This window comes from Bacillus hominis (assembly GCF_018332515.1).
Classification (GTDB): Bacteria; Bacillota; Bacilli; order Bacillales; family Bacillaceae_G; genus Bacillus_A; species Bacillus_A hominis.
Genome location: NZ_BOQD01000018.1, coordinates 1 through 24,265, shown reverse-complemented (window position 1 = coordinate 24,265; position 24,265 = coordinate 1). Strand labels below are relative to the sequence as shown.

At 35.8% G+C, this 24,265-nt stretch carries 25 protein-coding genes; 10 read left to right on the top strand and 15 right to left on the bottom strand.

Annotated features, from left to right (window positions below):
* Positions 1-45: 45 nt before the first annotated feature.
* The gene (locus tag KI356_RS02770; RefSeq protein WP_002116450.1) at positions 46-1,173 is read right to left on the bottom strand and encodes a cation:proton antiporter; all 1,128 of its coding nucleotides are present in this window, start codon (positions 1,171-1,173) and stop codon (positions 46-48) included.
* A gap of 254 nt (positions 1,174-1,427) precedes the next feature.
* Between KI356_RS02770 and bcaP the strand changes: the two genes are divergently transcribed.
* On the top strand, positions 1,428-2,831 hold the full coding sequence (gene bcaP / locus KI356_RS02765) for a branched-chain amino acid transporter BcaP (protein ID WP_212934743.1): 1,404 nt from the start codon (positions 1,428-1,430) through the stop codon (positions 2,829-2,831).
* A 129-nt stretch (positions 2,832-2,960) separates the two neighbouring features.
* Here the strand turns inward: bcaP and KI356_RS02760 are convergent, their stop codons facing one another.
* Both KI356_RS02760 and KI356_RS02755 read right to left on the bottom strand, forming a co-directional pair.
* Positions 2,961-3,164: a hypothetical protein gene (locus tag KI356_RS02760; protein WP_000391508.1), complete on the bottom strand. Its 204-nt coding sequence runs from the start codon at positions 3,162-3,164 to the stop codon at positions 2,961-2,963.
* Positions 3,165-3,244: 80 nt separating this feature from the next.
* The gene (locus tag KI356_RS02755) at positions 3,245-5,707 is read right to left on the bottom strand and encodes a LamG-like jellyroll fold domain-containing protein (protein WP_212934742.1); all 2,463 of its coding nucleotides are present in this window, start codon (positions 5,705-5,707) and stop codon (positions 3,245-3,247) included.
* A gap of 305 nt (positions 5,708-6,012) precedes the next feature.
* Between KI356_RS02755 and KI356_RS02750 the strand changes: the two genes are divergently transcribed.
* A complete protein-coding gene (locus KI356_RS02750; RefSeq protein ID WP_212934741.1) occupies positions 6,013-6,447 on the top strand; it encodes an S-Ena type endospore appendage in 435 nt (144 codons plus the stop codon).
* A gap of 71 nt (positions 6,448-6,518) precedes the next feature.
* Here KI356_RS02750 and KI356_RS02745 read toward each other — a convergent pair whose 3' ends face one another.
* The 5 genes from KI356_RS02745 to KI356_RS02725 all read right to left on the bottom strand — a co-directional run bounded on the left by KI356_RS02745 (position 6,519) and on the right by KI356_RS02725 (position 8,910).
* Positions 6,519-6,857, bottom strand: a complete 339-nt coding sequence (locus tag KI356_RS02745; protein WP_128283154.1) for a DUF3992 domain-containing protein — start codon at positions 6,855-6,857, stop codon at positions 6,519-6,521.
* A gap of 20 nt (positions 6,858-6,877) precedes the next feature.
* Positions 6,878-7,246, bottom strand: a complete 369-nt coding sequence (locus KI356_RS02740; RefSeq protein WP_212934740.1) for a DUF3992 domain-containing protein — start codon at positions 7,244-7,246, stop codon at positions 6,878-6,880.
* Positions 7,247-7,351: 105 nt separating this feature from the next.
* Positions 7,352-7,957 (bottom strand): DedA family protein, encoded by a 606-nt coding sequence (locus KI356_RS02735; RefSeq protein WP_212934739.1) that lies wholly within the window; start codon positions 7,955-7,957, stop codon positions 7,352-7,354.
* A gap of 11 nt (positions 7,958-7,968) precedes the next feature.
* Positions 7,969-8,250 (bottom strand): YkvA family protein, encoded by a 282-nt coding sequence (locus KI356_RS02730; protein ID WP_000733843.1) that lies wholly within the window; start codon positions 8,248-8,250, stop codon positions 7,969-7,971.
* 273 nt (positions 8,251-8,523) lie between these two features.
* Positions 8,524-8,910, bottom strand: coding sequence for a VOC family protein (locus KI356_RS02725; RefSeq protein ID WP_212934738.1), 387 nt, complete (start codon positions 8,908-8,910; stop codon positions 8,524-8,526).
* 108 nt (positions 8,911-9,018) lie between these two features.
* Between KI356_RS02725 and KI356_RS02720 the strand changes: the two genes are divergently transcribed.
* The 8 genes from KI356_RS02720 to entC all read left to right on the top strand — a co-directional run bounded on the left by KI356_RS02720 (position 9,019) and on the right by entC (position 16,999).
* On the top strand, positions 9,019-9,234 hold the full coding sequence (locus tag KI356_RS02720) for a spore coat associated protein CotJA (protein ID WP_212934737.1): 216 nt from the start codon (positions 9,019-9,021) through the stop codon (positions 9,232-9,234).
* An 8-nt stretch (positions 9,235-9,242) separates the two neighbouring features.
* Positions 9,243-9,506 carry a spore coat protein CotJB gene (locus tag KI356_RS02715; RefSeq protein ID WP_212934736.1) on the top strand — a complete coding sequence of 88 codons (264 nt, stop codon included), beginning with the start codon at positions 9,243-9,245 and terminating at the stop codon, positions 9,504-9,506.
* A 165-nt stretch (positions 9,507-9,671) separates the two neighbouring features.
* Positions 9,672-10,241, top strand: coding sequence for a spore coat protein CotJC (gene cotJC, locus KI356_RS02710; RefSeq protein WP_016089202.1), 570 nt, complete (start codon positions 9,672-9,674; stop codon positions 10,239-10,241).
* Positions 10,242-10,458: 217 nt separating this feature from the next.
* Positions 10,459-11,775 carry a branched-chain amino acid transport system II carrier protein BrnQ2 gene (brnQ2, locus tag KI356_RS02705; protein WP_128283148.1) on the top strand — a complete coding sequence of 439 codons (1,317 nt, stop codon included), beginning with the start codon at positions 10,459-10,461 and terminating at the stop codon, positions 11,773-11,775.
* Positions 11,776-12,094: 319 nt separating this feature from the next.
* The gene (locus KI356_RS02700) at positions 12,095-13,198 is read left to right on the top strand and encodes an efflux RND transporter periplasmic adaptor subunit (protein ID WP_128283144.1); all 1,104 of its coding nucleotides are present in this window, start codon (positions 12,095-12,097) and stop codon (positions 13,196-13,198) included.
* Positions 13,195-13,869 (top strand): ABC transporter ATP-binding protein, encoded by a 675-nt coding sequence (locus tag KI356_RS02695; protein WP_212934735.1) that lies wholly within the window; start codon positions 13,195-13,197, stop codon positions 13,867-13,869. Before KI356_RS02700 ends, KI356_RS02695 begins: the two co-directional genes overlap by 4 nt.
* Positions 13,870-13,895: 26 nt before the next feature.
* Positions 13,896-15,047 (top strand): ABC transporter permease, encoded by a 1,152-nt coding sequence (locus KI356_RS02690; protein WP_438820835.1) that lies wholly within the window; start codon positions 13,896-13,898, stop codon positions 15,045-15,047.
* Between the two features lie 563 nt (positions 15,048-15,610).
* The gene (gene entC / locus KI356_RS02685) at positions 15,611-16,999 is read left to right on the top strand and encodes a cell wall-binding protein EntC (protein WP_212934733.1); all 1,389 of its coding nucleotides are present in this window, start codon (positions 15,611-15,613) and stop codon (positions 16,997-16,999) included.
* 192 nt (positions 17,000-17,191) lie between these two features.
* Here the strand turns inward: entC and KI356_RS02680 are convergent, their stop codons facing one another.
* The 7 genes from KI356_RS02680 to KI356_RS02650 all read right to left on the bottom strand — a co-directional run bounded on the left by KI356_RS02680 (position 17,192) and on the right by KI356_RS02650 (position 23,822).
* A complete protein-coding gene (locus KI356_RS02680; protein WP_212934732.1) occupies positions 17,192-18,277 on the bottom strand; it encodes a DUF871 domain-containing protein in 1,086 nt (361 codons plus the stop codon).
* Positions 18,267-18,545 (bottom strand): hypothetical protein, encoded by a 279-nt coding sequence (locus tag KI356_RS02675; RefSeq protein ID WP_002150399.1) that lies wholly within the window; start codon positions 18,543-18,545, stop codon positions 18,267-18,269. The genes KI356_RS02680 and KI356_RS02675 overlap by 11 nt, the downstream gene beginning before the upstream one ends.
* Complete coding sequence (locus KI356_RS02670) at positions 18,521-19,831, bottom strand: PTS sugar transporter subunit IIC (protein ID WP_212934731.1); 1,311 nt, start codon at positions 19,829-19,831, stop codon at positions 18,521-18,523. The genes KI356_RS02675 and KI356_RS02670 overlap by 25 nt, the downstream gene beginning before the upstream one ends.
* Before the next feature lie 76 nt (positions 19,832-19,907).
* On the bottom strand, positions 19,908-20,213 hold the full coding sequence (locus KI356_RS02665) for a PTS sugar transporter subunit IIB (protein ID WP_212934730.1): 306 nt from the start codon (positions 20,211-20,213) through the stop codon (positions 19,908-19,910).
* A 1-nt stretch (position 20,214) separates the two neighbouring features.
* Positions 20,215-20,535, bottom strand: a complete 321-nt coding sequence (locus tag KI356_RS02660; RefSeq protein ID WP_212934729.1) for a PTS lactose/cellobiose transporter subunit IIA — start codon at positions 20,533-20,535, stop codon at positions 20,215-20,217.
* Positions 20,536-20,646: 111 nt separating this feature from the next.
* Positions 20,647-22,587, bottom strand: coding sequence for a BglG family transcription antiterminator (locus tag KI356_RS02655; RefSeq protein WP_212934728.1), 1,941 nt, complete (start codon positions 22,585-22,587; stop codon positions 20,647-20,649).
* Positions 22,588-22,733: 146 nt separating this feature from the next.
* The gene (locus tag KI356_RS02650; protein WP_212934727.1) at positions 22,734-23,822 is read right to left on the bottom strand and encodes a DUF871 domain-containing protein; all 1,089 of its coding nucleotides are present in this window, start codon (positions 23,820-23,822) and stop codon (positions 22,734-22,736) included.
* Positions 23,823-24,265 lie beyond the last annotated feature (443 nt).

Here is a 24,265-nt window from a genome sequence, read left to right as displayed (position 1 = left end):
TGTGATAAAAAAAGAGCTTACCTACATAAGATAAGCCCTTTCTCTCTATACAAAATACTTCTTCAAAAGTGGCGGCGTAATAATCGTCGTCAATATAACAACAATGACAATAGCTGTGAAATTTTCTTTCGCTAATAAATTAGCAGTTAATCCATTTGCTGCGATAATAAGCGCTACCTCCCCACGCGACACCATCCCCGCACCAATACTAATAGAAGATTGTAAGTTAAATCCTGTTAGTCTTGCTCCTAAACCTGATCCAATTAACTTTGTGAAAATTGCGATGAGCGTCATAATGATAATGAACCAAAGTTGGCTTCCGATACCTTGAAATGTAATTTCCATTCCAATACTTACGAAGAAAACTGGTACAAATACCGCATACGCAATCGGTTCAATTTTATGTTCCACTTCATGCTTGTACTCGGTTTGAGAAATCGCAATTCCTGCTGCAAAAGCTCCAATAATACCTGCGATTCCCATTTGTTCACTATAATAAGCAAATGAAAAACAAATAATAAGAGCCGCACTAATTAACGCTTCAGACACACGAAGTGGGACAAGCATTTTCATAATCCATGGAACGACTTTCCATGCGATAAAAACAATACTTACAAAGAAAATAATTTTCTTTGCAATGACAAGTGTTATATTCACATCTTGCGTTCCTAAAAAGCTCATTACAAATGCTAATAAAATAACGACTATCACATCATCAAATACAGCCGCTCCTAAAATCGTTGTACTTTCTCTCGTATTCATTTTCCCTAAATCTCTTAACGTTTGCACCGTAATACTAACCGATGTTGCGCAAAGTAATAATCCTAAAAAAATAGCATGGGATTGCATTAATCCGAAAAGCAGTCCCGTTACATATCCACCAATGAAAGGGAAAATAATCCCACCAGCCGCTACTGCGAATGACGCTTTTAAATTCCGATTTAACTCTTCTAAATCTGTTTCGAGTCCCGCCATAAACATAAGTAGCAAAACACCGATTTCGCTAAGCTCATCAATAAGTTCTGAACTATTAATAATACCAAACACCGCAGGACCGATAATAATACCAATGATTAATTTACCAAGTACAGAAGGTTGGCCAAGCCTAACGCTAATATCACCAGCTAATTTCGTACAAAGTAAAATAACAACAAGTTCGAAATAAAATAACATAGCATCTTCTCCTACTATATAAAGTGAATCTTTTTGTTAACACGTATCTATTTCTGCACATAGTTTCTCCTTACAACTGGCATTTTATTTGTTAAAGTTTTATTTGACAAAATATTCTGAATTATATTAAAATTAATCCAGAAATTTCAAAAAACTACATACCATAACTGTACCTTCATTCACTTACGTACTCTTTTCCAATCGGTTCACACTATTCACAGTTATGGAGATGAAAAACGGGGGGAGAGTCCAAAGTGAAGTCATTATTACGAAAAAAAGCGCTTAGTACTGAATCACCGAGGCAGCTAGATCGAACATTAACGGCACTCGATTTAACGTTTTTAGGAATCGGCGCCGTAATTGGGACAGGGATTTTTGTATTAACAGGTATTGTAGCGGCGAAACATTCTGGTCCTGGTATTATGCTATCATTCCTTATTGCTGCATTTACTTGTGCTTGTGTGGCCTTTTGTTATGCCGAATTCGCTTCTTCTATACCAGTCTCTGGCAGTGTTTATACTTATGCATACATGACCGTCGGAGAAGTCGTCGCCTTCATCGTTGGTTGGTGTTTAATGCTCGAATATTTACTCGCAGTTGCAGCGGTAGCTGTTGGCTGGTCTGGATATTTACAATCATTGCTTCAAGGGTTCAATATACACCTTCCCGCCATTATTTCCTCAGCCCCCGGAACAGGAAAAGGTGGTCTCATTGATTTACCGGCTGTTTGTATTTTACTTCTCATTACTGGCCTTTTAAGTTTTGGTATACGCGAAAGCGCACGCATTAATAATATTATGGTCCTTATAAAATTAGCAGTTATTATCGCCTTTATCGTAGCAGGCGCAAAATATGTAAAGCCTGAAAATTGGACACCGTTCATTCCATTCGGATACGACGGTATTATTACTGGCGCTGCCACTGTCTTCTTCGCCTTTTTAGGTTTTGATGCAATCGCAACTGCGGCAGAAGAAACGAAAAAACCGCAGCGTGATTTACCAATTGGCATTATCGGTTCCCTTCTTATTTGTACAGTTTTATACATGATCGTATCTTTCGTTTTAACAGGTATGGTTCCTTATACGCAATTAGATGTTTCTGATCCAGTTGCATTTGCACTGCATTTCGTTGGCGAAGATACTATTGCGGGGCTACTTGCAGTTGGTGCGATGACAGGAATGACAACCGTTCTTTTAGTCGTTATGTATGGACAAGTTCGTGTTTCTTATGCAATGAGCCGAGACGGCTTACTCCCAAAAGCGTTATCACGCGTAAATAAAAAAGTAAAAATCCCTTTACTAAACACATGGATTACTGGAGTATTTGCAGCTTTATTAGCAGGGCTTTTAGATTTACATTTACTAGCGAATTTAGTAAACATCGGTACGTTAACAGCCTTCACATTCGTTTGCTTTGCTGTACTTATTTTACGGAAAACTCATCCTGATTTAAAACGAGGCTTTCGTGCGCCGCTCGTACCTGCGCTACCGGTTGTCGCTATTCTTTGTTGTTTATATTTAATGATTAATTTGTCTAAAACGACATGGATCAGCTTTGCAGTCTGGCTTATAGTCGGTTTATGCGTCTATTTCTTCTACTCTAGAAAACATAGTCATTTAGCTACTGAAAAAACAGGTGATGAGAAAAAAGAAGCATAAAAAATAGCTTGCCTATAATAAAGGCGAGCTATTTTCATGTTCTATTATGTTTTTTCGTTAACGATTGTAAAACGAAAAGTATACCAATGCAAGTTAGTACATAATCTGCATTGGTATACTTATTCTCCCTTACTTCGTTTCTTTCTTTTTCTTTCTCCACGCGTTTACACTATCAAAGAAAAAGTTAATAAATAGCGTTCCTAATCCCGCTAATAAAAATGTCATTAAAAATAAAACCCATATACTTTTATCTTTTAATAAATAATATCCTACAAGGAGCACAACGGCGATCCATACATATTCAAGAATTCTTTTTAGCTTTTTCTCTTCCAAATTATTCGCTCCCTTTTTCTATACTACTTTTAGTATAACAAAAAAGAAGCCTATCATGATAAGCTTCTTTTTCTTATACCTTACTTGTTGATACTTTTTTCAACAAGTGAAATAGCGTGCTCTAATGTACGATTCATTGATTCAACATACCCATCTTTTACATTTTTATCTTTTAACACAACTTCTGCAACAGTGATTTTTTGACTTAATGATTTAACTGAACCGTCTGTTACATTGGCAGCTTGCGCTTTCTTTACGACAGCTTTAGCAGATTCAATATTGATTTGTAATTTTTCTTTCGGTGTTTTTGGCTGTTCTTCTGCCACTTTTGATTGTACAAATGTTTGGTTTGCTGTTTTTAATTCATTATACATTTGAACAACCTGCTCACCTGTACTTGTCATATTCCCAAACACTTTCTTAGCATTGTCATAGTTTTTTTGTAATTCTTTGAAAGCTTCTTGTGAATATTGGCCTGGTTTTTCACCAAATTCATAAGTACCTGCCAATACTTCTTTCACTTTTCCAAGCTCTTCAAATAACGCATTTACTTGCTCTAACTTCGTACGATTAGAAAACTCATTGTACGCTGCTACTACTTCTGAAGAACTTAATGCTTTACTATATAATTTTGCTAGCGCAATTTGACCATTTAACGGAATGCCACCATTTCCATTGCTATCTGGATCAGCTCCCAATGCAAACGGTACGTTTGGATGATATACTTTCCCTTGAGCTGGTTGGCTATTTACTTTTTTACCATCTACATAAATGGCTACTTCACTTCCGTTATACGTTCCTGTTAAATGATATGTTTTATTTGCTTCTAACTGAACGCCAACACGTTTATAGCTACCGCCAATATGAGCCCATAATTCAACATATCCACTTCCTGTCGACTCAAAACCAATTCCGCCGCTCTCTGTATTTTGTAAAATTCCTTGTCCACGAATTTCATTCATCGAAAATACAGTTTCTAACGTAAATGAATTTGCTACTTTTTCTTTTTGTGCTGCTGAAAATGGAAGATAACCAAATGTATTTGCTTTTCCACTTAATTTCATTACATTTGTTTTCAACGCTTTATCATATTCAATCGATACATTCCCTTTCACATCACCTTTTGTTCCAAACGGTGAGTTGTCTTTAAATGTACCATCTAAGAAATTCACATCAAAAACGTCTGCCTTTGGCACTTTTACATTCGGATCAATATTATCTTTTTTCGTTGTGATTTCTGCAGTTAACGGCTGTGCGCTTTCATTACCAAACGAATCAATTGCAACTACTTCAAGTGTATATGATTTCCCGCCATCTAATCCTGCAAGTGTAAATGTAAGTTCTTTCGGCACTGGATCACGATAAAACTCTGAGAATGCTAACAGTTTGTTTTTAATTTCTCCTGTTTGTTTATCCTTCGCTTGTACACGATAAGAATGAACAAGAAGGTTGTCCACCGCTTGCGGGAATGTTACTGTTGCTGCGTTTTCCGTTACATTTGATACTGACAATTTCGCATCTTTCGTAAAAGATGGCTTTTCTTTATCACGATCTTCTACATGCGTAAATGTTTCTTTCTTTGATGGCAGCTGAATTTTCCATGGCTCGCCTGTCCAAGAATTTGTATGGAAATCACGGCGATTAATTGTTACTTCTTTATCATCCACTTCTACTAATAAACCTTGACTTAATGCACGAGATTCTGCAGGGATATTCCCTTGCACTTTACCACCTTCAACTTCCATATAACTTACAGAAGATGTACCAACTGATGTAAAGTCTTTTTGATGAATCGATCTTGGATCATCTAACGGATAATGCGAATGACCTGAAAACGTAATTACTTGTGGGTATTCTTTTAATACCGCATTAATTTTCGCACTATCTTTCGTTCCCCATTCTTGGCTACCGTACACTGTATCTTTAATATGTTGATGTAAAAACACAAAAATCGGTTTTTCCGGATCATCTTTTTGTGCCTTTGCCATTTCTTCTTTTAACCAATTAATTTGCTTGTCCGAATAATACCCATGTGTCGTTTCATTTTCTGGAGACATTACGATAAAATGATAGCCTTTTACCACTTTATGATAATAAATCGATTCCATTCCTGTCTTTTCTAAGAAACGCTTCTGCGCTCCCTCTACAGATAAACCGTTCCAATAATCATGATTACCTAGAGAATTCATTCGTACCGCATCTTTATTTGCATTGTCATTATACACTTGCATGAAACGATCATATTGTTTTACTGATCCTGTATCCGTGAAATCACCTACAATGACAAAGGCATCTTGCTTTGGTGCAATTGAATTCAATTGTTCAATCGCTCGTTTCCAGCGGAACATATCATCCGTTTCATTATCTTTAATATGCACATCACTTACAACTGGAAAAACAAGCTTCTTCTCACTTGGCGACTTTTCTTGTTTTTTCTCTTCCGCTTTGACTGATGTATTCCACGGCAATGATACAAAAGCTAACACAAAAACCATCAATAATCCAATAAGACCTTTTACTTTTCGTAAAGCAGTTCTTTCCACGTAAATCCTCCTCATATAATAAATTAATTACAATGGTTATTGTATCGGACACATATTAACTTCGTTTAAATTAAGAATGAAATTTATTTATTTTTTGTAAATATACAGTCAATTTCATGTGACATCCCACATTACTTGTATTATCTTATACAACCACCTTTTGTCTTACAGACTCTCATAACTTATTACGAACTGTAAGCCTATTAAACATCTTTCGTGAAATTTTTCGTCCCTTTATTAACACAACCTATCGCTTTACAACATTTAATAGTAATAAATAGTAGCTATGAAGGGAGGAACTATTAATGGCTTGTAAAAAAAATATCGGCTGCTATGCTCCTTTATCTATCATCTGTCCTCCCTGTGCCCCGCCTAATCCACCAGAACCACCAGGCTGTGAATTAGTTATGAATGAATTTGCCGGTAATTTTTTCATAACTAATGAAATTCCACTACCTCCCAAAGAGAATCCAAATCCCTTCCGTACATTACCACTTTGGGAAGGTGATGGCGTGCTTAAAATATCCGGTACAATTTCTATATATAATAGTACTAGTAGTACAGGAGAAGTCACTGTTCAAATTGTCGGCCAAGTTACAAATACCTTTACTGTTTATCCTGGCAACACGATGTCGTACACAGGGAAGTCATTACAGTCCGTTACAATCATTAATATTCCGAATACCCCGACTCAATATATAGAGGGAAAATATTGTTGCCAATTTTCATTTTGTTTATAGAATAGGTTTCCACTTCCTTATTTATGAACCTACAAACCATAAAAAAAGCATACCATTGTGGTATGCTTTTTTTATGAAATCGGATAACGTACCGTAAGACACAACTGTCCTTGGCTCGTTCCTATTCCTGTCGTTACAATCTGAATGGTAGTAAAATACCTTACTGTAAACGACCCGCTACTTTGTGGTTGTATAGTAATTGTATTAACTACTGTCGCTCCTACTAAAAAGTTTACTGTAACTGGATTTACACCTACATCATATTTTACATATCCAGATGCGTACAAGTCTTGTGTAATATTATTCGTATATACCGTTTCAGTGACTGCACCAGTAGCAGACCAATCTATACATACCTGGTCTTGAACAAGTGTTTTATTGGAACAGCATGATAAGTTAGAATTGCACATCCTAGTCCTCTCCTTTTCTATTATGAAAGTGGATAACGTGTTGTTATACAAAACTCTCCTTGATATGTTCCAGCTGTTCCAGCAGGTAAAGTTACTTCAATTGTCTGGAAACGACGATACGTAAAAGCAATACTCGTTCCAGGATTTAATGTTTGTGTGTCAATTGTAGCTCCTGTTCCATCTAAAACTGTCAGCGTGATTGGACCTGGCCCGACGTCATATCGAACGAACCCTGTTCCAATCATATTTTGATTAATATTATTGTTATACAGCACATTTATAATTGCAGTAGCAACTACAGTTCCTGACCATGGACTACACACTTTATCTTGTACAAAATTTTTATCTGGACAACATGTTAACGCTGTTCCTGAGCATTCACAAGCCATAGAATTTTCCCCTCTCTCTTACTTATTCCTTATATGTGTATGTCCTTAAGAGTCCTTTGCCTGTATTATTCATCTATATTCACCAAAAATTATGCGCCTTTATCTTTAAATAGATTCCGTTTTGTCCCTCTTTTTCATATATTTATAGATTAAGATACCACCTACAATAATTAGCACGCCTACTAATATAGGTAACATATATTGTCCAACAACATCCGCTGCTTTTTCCCAATGCGGTCCTAATTTCATTCCAAAATAAATATACAAAGTCGTTAACGGGAACATTGCTACAAATGTATATATGCTAAATTTCCATATGTTCATTTTCGCCATACCACACGGTACAGAAATAAGTGTTCGAACTCCCGGTACGAAGCGTCCAACAAATGCCACAACTGGACCATACTTCGCAAAGAAATCATCTGCTTTTTGAATTTGTTCTTCTTTAATAAAGAAGTATTTCCCATACTTCACTAATATAGGGCGCCCCCCGTAATAACCGAGCGCGTATAAAGTTAATGGCCCTGTCGTTCCGCCAAGTGTTCCAGCCAATACAGCAAGCCAAAAATTCATATCACCCTCGTATACCCAATATCCAACCATAGGCAAAACTACCTCTGCTGGAATAAACTCAAACGTTAACGCTAGCATAACTCCAAAATAAGAAAACTGCTTTAAATACTCAATTATATCTAAAATAATTTGCTCCATACTTTTAACTCCTATCCGATATTTACATTATGCTTTTCTTGCAATTGCACTGGTGCCATTTTTACAATTCGATTCAAAATAAATAAAACAATTCCAATATCATCTAAAATACCAATAAACGGCAGGAAGTCTGGAATTAAATCGAGTGGCATTGCAACATAACCAACTAAAAAAGCAATAGATAAAATTTTCTTCTTTATTGAAACCTCTTTTGAAGTGAAAAAGTCAAATAGGAATGGAACAAAACGGCGGACATGAAATACAACTCTTAATCTACTAATAAGTTTTTTCATTTTTATATCTCCTCTCTTTGTATACAAAAAGGACCCTACCAAATATGGTAAGGGTCCTAAAAAGACAATAAGGGGCCTTTACCATTGCTGGTAAAGGTCTCACTAACAACGTAATGTTGCCAATAAAGCCGAGGGTTTCTCCCTGTAATGACGACTTTACTGTAATAAGTTACTCCCCTTTAGATACACAATTTTATACAATCACATTAAAATATTTGGAGGGGCTTGTCAATATTTTTTTCATTACTTACATTTCCTATTACGATTATTAAATTAAAAGAGACTCTCTTCCATATTCTCTTTTGAAACGATTTGGAGCTCATAACAATCTGGATCATAGAAAATTATTCTTACTTCTTCACCACAGCGTTCTTCTGTAAATGATATATGATAAAATTTCAACTTCTTCTTTATTCGTTCGATATTTGCAGTTCTTAAAAATATCTCCTTAGCTGGTGATGTGACAGTCTCTCTATACTCTCCCAGTCCCCTGTTTACAACAAAACAAATTCTCGTCGAACCAATATCATACCAAACACCTGTTACACGTAATTGTGGTCTCTCCTTGCTTGGCTTAAAACCTAAAATTCCTTCATAAAAATATAATGTTTCCTTTAAGTTTTTAGATTCTAATACAATGCATGTTGTAATCCTTTCCATCCGCACTCCCCCTGTCTCTATTAGTTTTCTATATGTGTCATAAATCTTAATTATGTACGAATACAATACGTAGTGATGAATATTTCATTAATAAAGGAGGAGTGTAACATGGATAAATACATGAAATCTTACATACCTTATCACGGCCCAAACGATCCTTGCCCTCCAATTGGAAAAAAATATTACTCAACTCCCCCCCACTTATACATGGGCTTTCAACCAACTAATTTACCCCAATTCCCACCAAAAGAAGCTTTAAGAAAAGGGACTCTATGGCCTGCATTTTATGATTTTTATGAAAACCCTCACAAAAAAGGACGGTGAACAAAAACGTGACACAAACATTGCCTGAGGAATATTACAAATGGATCGAAGAACTACAAGAGCTAGACTTTGTATTAGTTGAACTCACCCTCTATTTAGATACGCATCCCGACGATACTGCAGCTATAAATCAATTCAATGATTTCTCTTATAAACGAAGAGTATTACAACAAAAAATTGAAGAAAAATATGGGCCACTTCAGCAGTTTGGAAATAGTTATTCTAACGCTCCATGGGAATGGAGCAAAGGACCTTGGCCATGGCAAATATGAAGTGAAACTTTATCAGTGGGGGTTTTGTTCATCCCCCACTGATTATCAGCCCTCACCAATCGGGCGTTTACGGGCAGCAGGGCTCCCACCTAACTTCTTTGCTCCAGCCGAATTTTGAGGTAGGAGTCTTACTGCCGACAAATAGCGGGATAAAGGAGAGAAACTATGTGGATTTATGAAAAAAAATTACAATATCCTGTTAAAGTGAGTACTTGTAATCCGGCACTCGCAAGATTATTAGTTGAACAGTACGGTGGTGCGGACGGCGAACTAGCTGCTGCCCTTCGTTACTTAAATCAGCGTTATACTATTCCTGACAAAGTCGTTGGCTTACTAACTGATATTGGTACAGAAGAGTTCGCGCATTTAGAAATGATCGCTACAATGATTTATAAATTAACAAAAGATGCAACACCTGAACAAATGAAGGCCGCTGGATTAGATGCGCAATACGCTAATCATGATAGTGCGTTGTTTTATCATAATGCCGGTGGTGTGCCTTTTACTGCTACTTATATTCAAGCAAAAGGAGACCCTATCGCAGATTTATACGAGGATATTGCAGCTGAAGAAAAAGCACGAGCAACTTATCAATGGCTAATTGATTTATCAGATGATCCCGATATAAATGATAGCTTACGCTTTTTACGCGAACGAGAAATTGTCCATTCACAACGTTTCCGAGAAGCGGTTGAAATTTTAAAAGAAGAACGCGATAGAAAAATATATTTTTAGAACACGTATCCTAGCGATATGTGTTTTTTTACGTTAAAAGTTAAATCCTTCCTAATTAACATATAAATAGTATATTTATTCAATTTAGTGCATTATTTTTTAATATTTTTAAAATTCCCTATTGCTTTCTAGTCATCAGACCTTTAAAATAATAACAGTTACTCGACAAATTATTTGAATTTTCGACAAAAATACTCATTAGGAGGATTTTCTTTATATGCGTACAACTTTAAAACCAGCGCAAATACTCTCGATTAGTTTATTACTATTCGCAGTTTTCTTCGGTGCTGGTAATATGATTTTCCCGCCCCTTCTTGGTCTTTCTTCTGGAGAAAATATGTGGGTTTCCATTACAGGATTTATTATTACAGACGTCGGTTTATCTTTACTAGCTATCGTTGCTGTTGCCCTTGCCGGTGGTAGTTTCAACACTTTAGCAAGCCGTGTTCATCCAAAATTCGCAGCAGTATTCGCTATCATTATTTATCTTTCAATCGGCCCACTATTTGTTATTCCACGAACTGGATCTGTATCTTACGAAATTGGGATCGCACCACTTTTCCCAGATCAATGGTACTCTATGTTAGTCTTTAGTGCGATTTTCTTTACAGTCGTCTACTTCTTATCATTAAATCCATCCAAATTAGTAGATCATATCGGTAAAATATTAACGCCAATTTTACTTTTAATTATTGCAATTATGGCAACAAAAGCAATTCTTTCACCAGGATCATTTACAGAACCTATCGGTGACTATAAAGAAATTCCATTTTTCAAAGGATTTCTCGAAGGCTTTTTAACATTAGATGCAATCGGTGCTCTCGTATTATCAACAATTGTTGTAAATGCCATTCGCCAAAACGGTATACAAGATAAAAAGTCCATTGCGAAATATACAATTATTTGTGGAAGCATTGCTGCTCTTTTCTTAACAATTGTTTATTTCTTACTCGGTTATATCGGCGCTTCAAACGGAAACTTAGGACAATTTGAAAACGGTGGTCAGCTGCTAGCAGTTATTATGTACCAATTCTTCGGGACAAGCGGCAACATTTTATTAAGCATCGCGATTATAGCTGCTTGTTTAACAACTGCAATCGGTGTTGTAAGTGCATTCGCCAACTATTTCACAGCAATCCTAACAAACGTTTCATACAAGAAGCTTGTACTATACGTTTGTATCTTTAGCTTTGTTATTTCAAACTTAGGATTAAGTTTATTAATTAAAATTACATTACCTGTATTAATTATTTTATATCCAATTACAATCATTTTAATTTTCGTGTCATTTATTGATAAATATACGAAACGTAAACCTTCCGTCTATATCGGAGCGATGATCGCAGCATTCATTATTAGCTGTATTCATGCACTTGATAATGTGGGAATGATACCAAGTTTTATCGCTAATATCGTACACACAATTCCTTTGTACAACTTAGGAATTGGCTGGATCGTTCCAGCAATAATCGGTGGTATAATCGGATACTTTATTCCGCAAACAGCAGCTGAAGGTGAAGTTTCTACGAAATAAAGAAAAGAAGCAAGCATGAAATCCATGCTTGCTTCTTTTTTATTTTCACATCGTCTGTTTAAATGTAAACTGACTGCACAGTAGTGTGTTCCGTTTCTTTATCTCTCCCCTAATCAAACTTTCATCATCGCCTCTTCTATACTTTTTACAATCATATTCCCTAAAACACGAAAATGTATTGAGACAACCTCTACCTTACATCTACATATTTATACCTTACAAAACTGTAAGGTTATTGTAAGCTAAAACGATTTGTCATATTCTTCACCTCTTCTATACTTAATGTAGATACTAAAACGAACGAAAAGGTGATAAATAGATGAAGAAGAAAAATAAAGTGTTAATTACTAGTGTAGTAGCAATCGGAATTGCAGCTGGATCATATTTTGCTTTAGCTGGCGGTAGTTCAGAAGTAGCAATGGCATATAGCGGTTATAAAGTTACGGAAAAACAAATTGAAAATGCCCAAAAATTTGGCGGCGAAGTAATCCCAAATGGAATTGAAACAATTTCATTCGATCCAACAAAAGGTACGTATGAATTAGCTGTTAAAAAAGGTGATGAAGTGAAAAAGGGTCAGCTTCTATTTAAATATAATGACCCTACTGCTAAACAAGGTGTAACGGAAGCAGAAATGCAAAAGAGAATCGCACAAAAAGACGTAACATTACATCAAAAACAAATTGATGCAGCGAAACAAAAATTACAAAAAGATAAAAATGCAGGTCTTCCTCAGGAAGCATTAAAAGCATCGGAAATTGAAGTGCAACAATTAGAATCACAACTTGAAATGAAGAAGTTTGAAGTAGAAAAAGCTGATGAAATGATTAAAGCAGCAAAAGAGAAAGTAAATACTCTTACTGTAACAAGCCCTGTCGATGGCGTAATTGATGATATCGTGAAAACTGCTGATGAAAAAACAGGTATGAGCGGCATTACACTTCGTCACGCTGGTCCATTTAAAGTAAAAGGTCAACTTTCTGAATATGAGCTTGCTAGTATGAAAGTTGGGCAAGAAGTAACCGTTTCATCAAAAACTATCGCTGGTAAGACTTGGACAGGAAAAGTAACAGAAATCGGTTCTACACCATTAAAGAGTATGGACGAAAATAAAACTGTTTCTAATTATCAATTTACTGTCACATTAGATAACAGTGAAGAATTACAAAACGGCTTTCACGTTTACGTAACAAGTAAATCTGGCGAAGCAACTGGTACGGTTGTTCCGAAGAGCAGTATTGTGAAAAAAGGGGACAAAAATGTTGTCTTCGTTGTAAAAGATGGTAAAGCGAAAGAACAAGCGATTACTGTTGAGTTCGAGACAGATAGCGAAGCAAAAGTTTCTGGAGTGAAAAAAGGAGAGCAAATTATCTCTAAACCTGAAAAAGACTTAAAAGATGGTATGGAGGTTGTCGCCCAGTGATTAACTTAAAAGGCATCACGAAATCCTTTCAAAACGGCGCTGAATCAGTTCAAATATTACATGGAATTGATGTAACACTAAATCAAGGCGAATTTACTTCTATTATGGGACCTTCTGGTTCTGGTAAGTCAACGTTAATGAACATTATCGGTTGCTTAGATAAACCAACGACAGGTACGTACGAACTAGCTGGTCAAAATATCTCAAACATGTCTGAGACAGAACTTGCACACGTTCGTAATAAAGAGATCGGATTCATATTCCAAAACTTTATGTTACTACCAAGACTTACAGCACTTCAAAATGTAGAGCTACCTCTTATTTACGCTGGAGTCGATAAAAAAGAAAGACGTGAGCGCTCATTAGCCGCTTTAACAAAAGTTGGTTTAGCTGATCGTGCTACTCACTTACCGAACGAATTATCAGGTGGACAAAAGCAGCGTGTCGCAGTCGCACGTGCAATCGTAAATAACCCGAAATTTCTCTTAGCCGATGAACCGACGGGTGCACTTGATACGAAAACAAGTACACAAATTATGGACCTCTTTTACGAATTAAACAAACAAGGCTCAACAATCATTATGATTACCCACGATCGTGAAATTGGGGAAGCAGCTGCACGCCAAATTGTAATTCGTGATGGAAATATCGTCCAAGATTGGAGAGGTTAATTTTGAACACGAGTGAAAATATACGCATGGCCCTTTCCTCTATATTTGCTCATAAAATGCGCTCTATCTTAACAATGCTGGGGATTATTATCGGTATTAGCGCTATTATTACTATCATTTCAATGGGGGATGGTACAAACGCAAAGTTTAAAAAAGAATTAGGCCAAGGAAAAGATAATGAAGTAACGATTTACTACAACAATCCCGACTTTGGAACAGATGGTGCCAAAATTACAGCTGATATGCTGAAACGTCTTCAAACTGTACCAGGCGTTAAAGATGTTTATCCAGATGTGCGTATGCAAATCAACGCTTCAGCTGGATCAAAAACTACCTCTCTCAACTTAAAAGGTGGAACCGGTAGCTTTATGACAGATGAAAAGCTAAAATTAGTTCATGGTCGTGAATTAAACGATAGTGAATTAAATCAAGCAATTCCTGCTATTATATTAAATGAAGAAGCTTTCAACAAATTATTTAATAGTTGGGAATCAAATTTATACGCCGATATAAAAGGAAAACCGTATAAAATAGTCGGTGTGTATGAAACAAAAAATGACTTCGGAATGGCTATGGCTGAAGGTTATACATCTATTGAAAACGCTCCTGTTATTTCTGGAGTAACTGAATATGAAACTGTAAAACTAACACTAGTTTCTCCAGCAGAACGTAAAAGTGTAGAAAAACAAGCCGTTTCCGTTTTAAATGAAATGAAAGCTCCTAAATTTGAGCATAAATTTGAAGCGCAAGATATGGGTGACTTTACGAAGCAACTAGACGAATCAATCGGTATGATGAAAATGGTATTCGGTGGTATCGCTGCTATCTCCTTACTTGTTGGTGGTATCGGTGTAATGAACATTATGCTTGTATCTGTAACAGAACGTACACGTGAGATCGGTATTCGTAAAGCACTTGGCGCAACACGTGGTAAAGTATTAATGCAATTCTTAATTGAATCTTGTATTTTAACGGGACTCGGTGGTTTCATCGGATTCATGCTCGGTATTTTCTTCGCTTGGATCGTCTCAATCTTTGCCGGATGGCCACTCGTTATCTCAAAAGAACTTGGACTTCTTTCAGTAGGTATTTCAATGCTAATCGGTATTGCATTCGGTCTACTACCAGCTAACAAAGCTGCAAAACTTGATCCAATTGAATGTTTACGATATGAATAAATAAAAAACGTGGGAGTTTACACTCCTACGTTTTTTATTTTATTGAAGGCGAATACAATTTTATCGCTGTTTTATTAAAAATATGAGTCTCTAACTTCTACTATGTAACTCTACAACAATTGGCGAACCAATTCATAACAATATCGTCCCTTTAAATCATGTTTCTTCTATTATATATGTTTCATGTTGCGATTATCTTTTTATCATTTAAACTTTCATTTCGCGTTACAGCTATCAAGCAATCCTATTATTGCAAAAATAATATGTAAAAGAACAAATTCAAGGCGTAATTTTTTCCATACTACAACTTATTTTGTAACAATTATATCTCTATTTTATTAAAATTCACCCTATATATATGACTTCACACACAAAAAGATTATATTTTCATAACTACATTGCGATTCAAACCGTTAAACACCCCTCTTTTGTAACATTACAGAAACTTCAGTGCAATATTACTGACATATTATTAATCTATTAGTAATTAAAATAGTATTGATTTTATGAATCATATGTTCTAATCCCCCCAAAAACGCAAAGAAAACGCTATCAGGATATTAATGGAATTATTACAGAATATTAATGCCTCGTTACGAATGCTTTGTAGTTTTGTGTTTTCCGCAAATAAGAAAATAATGGTTGCTATAATGAGGTCAACGAAAACAAATGCAATGGAGGCTATTATGAAAAAATTTATGGGTATAGCAACAGCAGCGGTTTTTGGTCTTGGGATTTTCACAACATCTGCTAAAGCAGAAACAATCGTAACGACTGATGTACTAAATGTACGAGAAAACCCAACTACTGAATCACAAGTTGTCGGAAAGTTATTAGATGGATATAAAGTTAACGTTTTACATACAGAAAACGGATGGTCAAAAGTTAAATTAAATAGTGGTAAAGAGGCTTTCATAAGCGCTGACTACACAAAAGATACTTACTACGTAACAGCAAACGTATTAAACGTACGTGCTGGAGCGAATACAGATTCAGCGATTCTTGGTAAATTGAAAAAAGATGATGTAATCGAAACAACACACCAAGTACAAAATGATTGGATCCAATTTGAATATAACGGCCAAACAGCTTATGTACACGTTCCTTACTTAACAGGGAAAGCGCCAGTTAAAGTTCAGCCAGTAGTTAAAGCTGAAAAAGTAACTAAAGTTCAAGATACAGATAAAGTTCGTGAAGCAGTTAAAGCTCAAGAGGCAGCTGAAGCTCAAGCAAAAACTAAAGCTCAAGAAGCGGCTAAAGCTCGTGAAGCAGTTAAAGCTCAAGAAGCGGCTGAAACTCAAGCAGTAGCTAAAGCTCAAGAGGTAGCTAAAGCTCAAGAGGCAGCTAAAGCTCAAGAAGCGGCTGAAGCTCAAGCAGCAGCTAAAGCTCAAGAAGTGGCTAAAGCTCGTGAAGCAGCTAAAGCTCAAGAAGCGGCTGAAGCTCAAGCAGCAGCTAAAGCTCAAGAGGCAGCTAAAGCTCGTGAAGCAGCTGAAGCTCAAGCAGCTAAGGCTCAAGAGGCTGCTGAAGCTCGCGAAGCAGCTAAAGCTCAAGAGGCAGCTAAAGCTCGTGAAGCGGCTAAAGCTCAAAAACCAGCTACACAACAACCTGTTGCAAAAGAAACTGAGAAAAACACACAATCATCTTCTCGTGAATTACGCGTTGAAGCGACAGCTTACACAGCAGATCCACTTGAAAATGGTTATAAAGCAGGCGACCAAGTAAAATCAGCTATGGGTCATAACTTAACAGCTAATCCAAACATGAAACTAATTGCAGTTGATCCAAGTGTAATTCCATTAGGTTCAAAAGTATGGGTTGAAGGTTACGGAGTAGCAATCGCTGGTGATACTGGTGGAGCTATTAAAGGTAATAAAATTGATGTTTTAATGCCAGATAAAGGTACATCAAGTAACTGGGGACGCCAAACAGTTACAGTGAAAATTTTAAACTAATTACTATAAAAAAGAGTCAGTCTCAACGTTGAGGCTGACTCTTTTTTTATGACTCTTTTTTTATGACTCTTACATTCTTTCCATCTCCTTCACTCCCGTCCAAATGAAATCTACCCCTTTGAATTCTATATACGATAGACTATCATTTCAACAGAAAAAAGAGGATGCCATAGCATCCTCTCCTTCTCTTCCCTATTCCACACAAGTAAACTGTGTCCACGCCCCTACGTAATCTAGTAAGAATAACTCCTCTTCCGCAATTGTACCGACAATATTTTTCCGTTCATCTAGCGGCATTTCTTTCAAGATAATTTGTAGTTCACCTTTATACTTTCCAAAGGAGTTGTTACCAATTACAACTTGCCCTCTTTCCTGTCGTACACTTTCGCGCACCGGGAAGTCATAGTCTTTATACTTTTTACGTACTTCTGTAGAACGTACCATATATTCTGTTATGTCACCGCGTCTTACGTGTACTTCTTGCAGGGTCGCTCTCTTCTCTACTTCAGTCGCTTCATCTACAAATTGTACTTTCAGCTGTAACATGTAACGATTTAAGTTTCCTAGTTTCTCTAACTCTTCTTCACTTGCATAAGCATTTCCGATAATCACATCATCAATAAGCCCTGTCGCCCATAAATGCTTCGCTTGTACTTCAATTGGTAGGCTGCGATGCTGTTCTAACGTACATAATCCGTCATTAATATCCCATGGACCAATGTCAGCTGCATGTGACGTAATAAAGGCTGCCGTGCGAATACCGTGCTTTTTAAAACGTTCACTACAGCGAATGAAATAGTCATACGGAAGGCCAGTAAATTTTTGCGGATAGAAGTTATGACAACCAATTAAAGCTGGTTTATTCGCTTGATGCGAAAGAATATTTTCTAAGTATGCAATATCATTACTTACGTTTAGCTCAATTTTTAAGCCGTACGGATTATTCGTCATTTTTGCTTCTGTTAATCCGTCAAATCCTACATCTAATCGAATACCGTCTGCGCCTAACTCTGCGAAAAATGATAGATCACTATAACTAATGCCAAGTTGATCGAATACAGCCGGAGCCACATCTAAAATAACTTCCATATTGTTATCTTTTGCATGATTAATAATTTCTTTAAATTCAGCTACAATTTCTTCTTTCGGACGATTAACGGATAATAAACAAGTGAATATTCTTGAAAAACCATGGCGTGCCGCTGCCGAAATGTATGCCATATCTTTTTCTTTCGTTGAATGCTCTGGATAAAGTGAAATTCCTAATTTACGCTCCATGCTTTTGCATCTCCTTCACACGTTGTATTAATGCCATGCTCGTAAATCTATATTTTGCAGATAAACATGTTGCACATAAAATCGTTGGTACGATGATAAAGAATGGTGATTGTAAACTAAATGCCACATAAGCTCCCATCGAACATCCGATAAATAATATCGACACAAGTAGTAAAACTAATAAAGATTTACTTTGTACCCATTTTGAATAATGTGCAATACACTGTCCCGCTACAAATGTAATTAAGATGATAATCGCTCCGAGCATTCTGCTTTCTCCTCTCCTGCTAATTGTTGTTTCTCATACATTTTGAAGAATGGATAGTAAATAATAAATGAGATTACAAAGTTAATAATTACAAGTACGCCAGCCATAATTGTCCAGTCCGTACTAATAACCGCTGCAATTGGCGCCAACATCGTAAATGGCAGTTTCGCCATCATCATCGGAATCATCCCTGAAACAACTGCGAAATATGATACTGTCGTTGTAACTAACGGTGTAATTACGAACGGAATAATTAAAACTGGGTTCATTACAATTGGTGCCCCGAAAATAATTGGTTCGTTAATATTGAATAAACCTGGTACGAATGATAATCTACCTAATTCTTTTAGGAACTTAGATTTAGAGAACATAAACATAATAACTAAAGCTAACGTTGAGCCTGATCCACCGATCCATACGAACCATTGAATAAATTGCTCTGTAAATAAGTTTGGTAACTGATGTGCATTTCCTGTAGCCGTGAATACTTCCATATTTTCAAGAATTGCTGAATCCCACATCGGACGAATGATTGGTCCTAAAATCGCTGGTCCATGTATACCGAACGACCAGAAGAATACGATTAGGAATACTGTTAATAAACCACCGAATAAATTATTTCCTACTAATACTGATTTTAATGGTGCGATCAAATATGTGATTGTTGTGTTTACATCAAATTTCAAACCGTAACGAATACCCCAGAATAAAAGAATAACGACTAAAGTTGGAATTAATGCTGCAAATGAATTTGCAACTGCTGGTGGTACACTATCTGGTAATTTAATCGAAATATTATGCTTAATCATAAAGTGATAAATTTCAACTGCAATTAATGCTGTAACAATTGCTCCGAATAAAGAAGTCGCACTTAATGTCCCTACTGAAATATATCTTCCTGCATCAATAACACCTGGTACAGCTTTTGTTATTTGAATAGGTTCAACTGATGCTAGTAAAAAGGCGAGTACAGATAATAATCCTGCACTTAATTGATTGAGCTGATAAAAGTTCGCAAGTGAGGCCCCTACCCCGAATGCTGCATATAGAGCCATTAAACCTACTGTAAATCGGAATGGAATATCTAAAATATGGCGAAACGGTGCAATCCACTCCATATATGCATCAATTGGTAAGTTTAAAAAGATAACGAAAAATGAACCGACAATCGTTAACGGTAATGTAGAAATAACTCCATTTCGAATTGCTAATAAATGTCGTTGCCCCGCAATCTTTTGCGTTGTCGGCATAATCTTCTGTTCCATAAAACTCATAAAACCATTCATCGATAACCCTCCCTATTTTCAATCTGACGAAAACAAAAGTTATAACATTATAATGTTACTGTTTAAAAAAATATAATTATGTTAAAACCAATTGTTCGGCTTGCTTAAGTACTTTCAAACCATCACACATGCCATAATCTCGTTGCTCTATAATTGCAACTGGTATATCGTATGACTTCGCAAGAAACTGTACCGCTGGAAACAAATATTTCACCTGTGGTCCAATTAAAACAACATCAGCATTTTTTATTTCCAGTTTCACAAGTTCCGAATCGACTGCTTTAATTTTATAATCCTTCCCTTGTTTCTTTGCCTCTTCTTGCATTTTTCTTACAACCATACTCGTCGACATGCCTGCCGCACAACATAATAAAATGTACATATTATACTGTCACTTTCTCTTCCACTCGTTTATGAAGAGTAATAAATTCTTCAGCAAGTTCTTTCACTGTAATGGCATTCATTAAATGATCTTGTGCATGCACTAATAATAAACTTATTTCTGCATGATTCCCTCTTGCTTCCTCTTGAATTAAATCTGTTTGAATGCGATGAGCTGCTGAAATTTCCTCACTAGCAAGTTCCATCTTTTCACTCGCATTCTGAAAATCTCCTTGTCTTGCAAAAGCAATTGCTTCAAGTGCCGCGCTTCTAGCGTTGCCACCATGTAAAATTAACGCAAATGGAGTTTGCATATCAGTCATTTTAAATTCCCCCAAGCTATGTTTTTTCTATATTTTTATCTTATTATGAAAACGCATACAATTAAACACAAAAAACTTCCGTTATGTAACGGAAGTTTTTATATACTTTTCTTATAAAGATACTAATATCTCTTGGAAATCTTCAATTACTTCAGCCTGCGTTAATTTCTCTATCGCACTTTGACTAGACATAATATCATATAAAAAATCATAAAGCTTTTGTAAATCTTCATTATTATTACGCTTCACACTAAATAAAATAATAACTTGTACTTTCTTATCTCCCCAGTCAACTGCTTTATCAAGTGTACAAAACATCAAAAATGTTTGCTCACTTAATAACTGCATCGGATGTGGAATCGCAACTAAATTCCCAACCGCTGTAGGAGATGTGTTCTCTCTCTCCATAACAGAAGCATAAAAGTTTGCTGGTACATAATTTTTCTCAGCAGCTTTCTCACATAAAAACTGGATAACTTCTTCTTTCGTAGAAGCACTACGATTTAAAAAGATCAAATCTTCCTTAATATATTGCTTCACACTATTATCCACATGTGTAAACAACTGCTGACCAATCGATTTAATCTCTTTATCATCAAATATTGAGTTCACTTTTATAACTGGCACAGGCAAACCACTCGGTATATGAATCGTACTAATAATACAATCTACTTTATCTTTATAAAGGTCTTCTACTTTCAATTGATAATAGCCTGTAATACCTACAATCTCTAATTTATCTCGGAACTGTGATAGAATTTTATATTTCAGTAGCTGTGCACTTCCTTGACCAGTCGCACAAACTAATAAACATCTTTTCTTTTGATTCTTTTCCTGTAAACGGCTCATCGCCCCGCCGAAGTGAATAGCAATATAACCAATTTCACTTTCCGGAATCGATTCACCCGTATATTCACCAATTATATCTCCAACGAGAACCGCAATTTCAAAGGCATACGGATAATTCTTTTTCACTTCTGCCAAAAGAGGATTTCTCGTATTCAACTTATATTTCAAACGATTTAATAACGTTTTTAAATGAACACCAAATCCAAATAATAATTCTTCATCATAATAAAAAGTAAGATTCCGTTCTTCCGCTACTTTGAAAAGAATATGCTGCATGAATGCATATACATCTTTCCCTAATAGCTCTTCCACATTTTCATAGCGATCTCTCGCTGTAACAGCTGTACTTAATAAATGCATCGTCACATATAAAATTTCTTCTTCTGGAAATTGAAGTTTTAGCTCTTCCTCTAAATCCCCTAAAATCTGTTTCGCAATTTTATATTCTTTCTTTATTATAATTTCAGATTTCTCTACATGCAGTGCTTGAATGTAATGATCATCCCTGCACCTCTTTAACGCAATCGCAATATGAATTGCTAAATTATCAACTTCTATATCTGATAAATATATCGTTCCTCCCTCGATATACTTTAGTATAACTGAGCGGATGAGAGAAATATGGGGTAACGATAAATATGTATCCGTCTGCTCAAATTGCTCATGAAACGGAGTATGGTCATAACGCGGTAAACCATATTGTGATAAACAAGAACGAATATTAAATTCCTCTCCAACAATACGTATACCATAGTATGGTCTCTTTTCAATTTGCAATTTATAGCGACTACAAATATCCGTAACATCTTTCATAATTAAATTCACAGTAGATTTGCTCACGTAAATCTCTTCTGCTAACTGTGAAAGCTTCACATACCCATCTGTCGTTAAAATACGTTGTAAAATATATGCTACTCTTTCTTCATAAGAAGTAGGAATCTTTTCCGTCTGTTTTTGAAATACATTTACGCAAAAATCTTCAAACTTCTTCTTTTGTATAATTTCTAGTTCGTACCCATTTCCCCTTTGTGATTCAACTTTCGCTCCGTGTTCTTCCAATATATCATTTAATAATTTTATATCCTTTTGAATCGTCTTCGTTGATACATGTAAACGGCTCGCTAAAAAAGCTCGATTTAACATCGATTTCTCTTCTAAAAACTCCTCTAAAATGGAAATTAATCGCTGATGCACTTTTGTCATAGCTCTTCCTCTCGCTCTTTATATAAAAAGGAAAAAGCCACTAAAATCAGTAGTTTTTTCCCTTTTATCCCGGTTGGTGAAGGATAATAATCAGTGGAGATGAACTAAATCCCCACTGATTAAAGTTTCACTTTATCCCGCTTTCATTATTTCTTTAGCATAAATCCAAACTTATCCCAAGCCTGTAAATAATCTAATAAGAAGATTTCTTCCTCTACAATTCGGCCAACTACATTTGTTTTTCCTGTATTCACCATATCTTTTAAAGCGATTTGTAATTCACCTTTATATTGACCATATTGTTCATTATCAATTAAAAGATCCCCACGTTTAATTTCACGTGTATTGTGTGGTTTGAACTCTTCTTTTTTATATTTCACACGACTTTGTGTAGAACGAATCATATATTCAGATACATCTCCGCGATAAAAATGCGGTTCATCTAACACAATAATTCTTTCTAATTCTGTTGTTGTATCATATATTCCTATATCAAATGTTTGTTTCTCTTTATTTAATGTACCTAATGCTTTTAATTCTTCCTCTGAAGCATAAGCGTTCGCAATAATAACATCATCAATTAATTCTGTCGCAAATAAATGCTTAGCCTGTGTCGTCATTGGCAATTCACGATGCTGCTCTAACGTACATAAGCCTTCCGTTACTGGCCAAGGCCCATATGTTGCATCGAATGATGAAATAAAAGCAGCGGTTCTCATACCGTAATCTTTAAATTGTTTCGAGCATTTAATGAAATGATCGTATGATAATCCTGAATAACGGTGCGGATAAAAGTTATGACATCCAATTAAATTTTCACGATTTGGTCTATGACTCATAATGTTATCTACATATTTCGTACCGTTACTCATATTAATCTCGATTTTTAATCCATACGGGTTGTAAGTCATAATTGATTCTTCTAATCCTGAGAAACCAACATCTAAGCGAATACCGTACGCACCTAGTTCATGGAAGAACGATAAATCATTATACGAAATACCTATTTGTTCAAAAACAGCTGGGCTAATATCAACTAATACTTGAAACCCTAATGCATTCGCATGAGAGATCGTTTTCTTAAACTCTTCTATAATTGTCTCTTTTTCGCCAGCTACAGATAATAAACATGTGAATACACGTGTAAATCCGTATTTACTTGCTAATGTTACATACTCTTTATCTTTCTCCACTGTTGAATGTTCTGGATAAATAGAAATACCTAAGCGTCTCATATGTACATGCCTCTTTCTTCATCATATTGTAAACCTTTTCAAATATATGTAGTAAAAAAGTATGTATCCCCTTCTCATCCACTACCATTTGAATCCGCTTTCTTTAAAGAAAAAATATTTTCTATCATTCATAACAACTACTAGTCTATACATCTATACTTTACATCTTTTTTTCAAAATTGTGTAGTCTTTCCACAAATTTGTCAGTTTTTTCGCCTCAAAAATTGTGGTTCTGGTGCAAAAACTTCAGGACAATTGCAATCAATCTACAAATCTTGGACTAGCAATTGTACCAGCCGAACCACCCAGTTCTATCGCTCTGAATAGTATTCTTATGCCGTATTTAGTTACGTTAAAATCTTGGGGGCTAGCCCCCAAATCCCCCAACCAGCACTCACACCCCAAAACAAGGGTTTAATAAAATAAACAAAAAGATTAACCTT

What these genes read in the sequence shown, in the direction of transcription:
- KI356_RS02770 (WP_002116450.1), bottom strand. Translation starts at nt 1,173, where the DNA reads ATGTTATTTTATTTCGAACTTGTTGTTATTTTACTTTGTACGAAATTA.
- KI356_RS02750 (WP_212934741.1), top strand. Translation starts at nt 6,013, where the DNA reads ATGGCTTGTAAAAAAAATATCGGCTGCTATGCTCCTTTATCTATCATC.
- KI356_RS02745 (WP_128283154.1), bottom strand. Translation starts at nt 6,857, where the DNA reads ATGTGCAATTCTAACTTATCATGCTGTTCCAATAAAACACTTGTTCAA.
- KI356_RS02740 (WP_212934740.1), bottom strand. Translation starts at nt 7,246, where the DNA reads ATGGCTTGTGAATGCTCAGGAACAGCGTTAACATGTTGTCCAGATAAA.
- KI356_RS02735 (WP_212934739.1), bottom strand. Translation starts at nt 7,957, where the DNA reads ATGGAGCAAATTATTTTAGATATAATTGAGTATTTAAAGCAGTTTTCT.
- KI356_RS02730 (WP_000733843.1), bottom strand. Translation starts at nt 8,250, where the DNA reads ATGAAAAAACTTATTAGTAGATTAAGAGTTGTATTTCATGTCCGCCGT.
- KI356_RS02725 (WP_212934738.1), bottom strand. Translation starts at nt 8,910, where the DNA reads ATGGAAAGGATTACAACATGCATTGTATTAGAATCTAAAAACTTAAAG.
- KI356_RS02720 (WP_212934737.1), top strand. Translation starts at nt 9,019, where the DNA reads ATGGATAAATACATGAAATCTTACATACCTTATCACGGCCCAAACGAT.
- cotJC (WP_016089202.1), top strand. Translation starts at nt 9,672, where the DNA reads ATGTGGATTTATGAAAAAAAATTACAATATCCTGTTAAAGTGAGTACT.
- brnQ2 (WP_128283148.1), top strand. Translation starts at nt 10,459, where the DNA reads ATGCGTACAACTTTAAAACCAGCGCAAATACTCTCGATTAGTTTATTA.
- KI356_RS02700 (WP_128283144.1), top strand. Translation starts at nt 12,095, where the DNA reads ATGAAGAAGAAAAATAAAGTGTTAATTACTAGTGTAGTAGCAATCGGA.
- KI356_RS02690 (WP_438820835.1), top strand. Translation starts at nt 13,896, where the DNA reads ATGGCCCTTTCCTCTATATTTGCTCATAAAATGCGCTCTATCTTAACA.
- entC (WP_212934733.1), top strand. Translation starts at nt 15,611, where the DNA reads ATGGAATTATTACAGAATATTAATGCCTCGTTACGAATGCTTTGTAGT.
- KI356_RS02680 (WP_212934732.1), bottom strand. Translation starts at nt 18,277, where the DNA reads ATGGAGCGTAAATTAGGAATTTCACTTTATCCAGAGCATTCAACGAAA.
- KI356_RS02675 (WP_002150399.1), bottom strand. Translation starts at nt 18,545, where the DNA reads ATGCTCGGAGCGATTATCATCTTAATTACATTTGTAGCGGGACAGTGT.
- KI356_RS02670 (WP_212934731.1), bottom strand. Translation starts at nt 19,831, where the DNA reads ATGAATGGTTTTATGAGTTTTATGGAACAGAAGATTATGCCGACAACG.
- KI356_RS02665 (WP_212934730.1), bottom strand. Translation starts at nt 20,213, where the DNA reads ATGTACATTTTATTATGTTGTGCGGCAGGCATGTCGACGAGTATGGTT.
- KI356_RS02660 (WP_212934729.1), bottom strand. Translation starts at nt 20,535, where the DNA reads ATGACTGATATGCAAACTCCATTTGCGTTAATTTTACATGGTGGCAAC.
- KI356_RS02655 (WP_212934728.1), bottom strand. Translation starts at nt 22,587, where the DNA reads ATGACAAAAGTGCATCAGCGATTAATTTCCATTTTAGAGGAGTTTTTA.
- KI356_RS02650 (WP_212934727.1), bottom strand. Translation starts at nt 23,822, where the DNA reads ATGAGACGCTTAGGTATTTCTATTTATCCAGAACATTCAACAGTGGAG.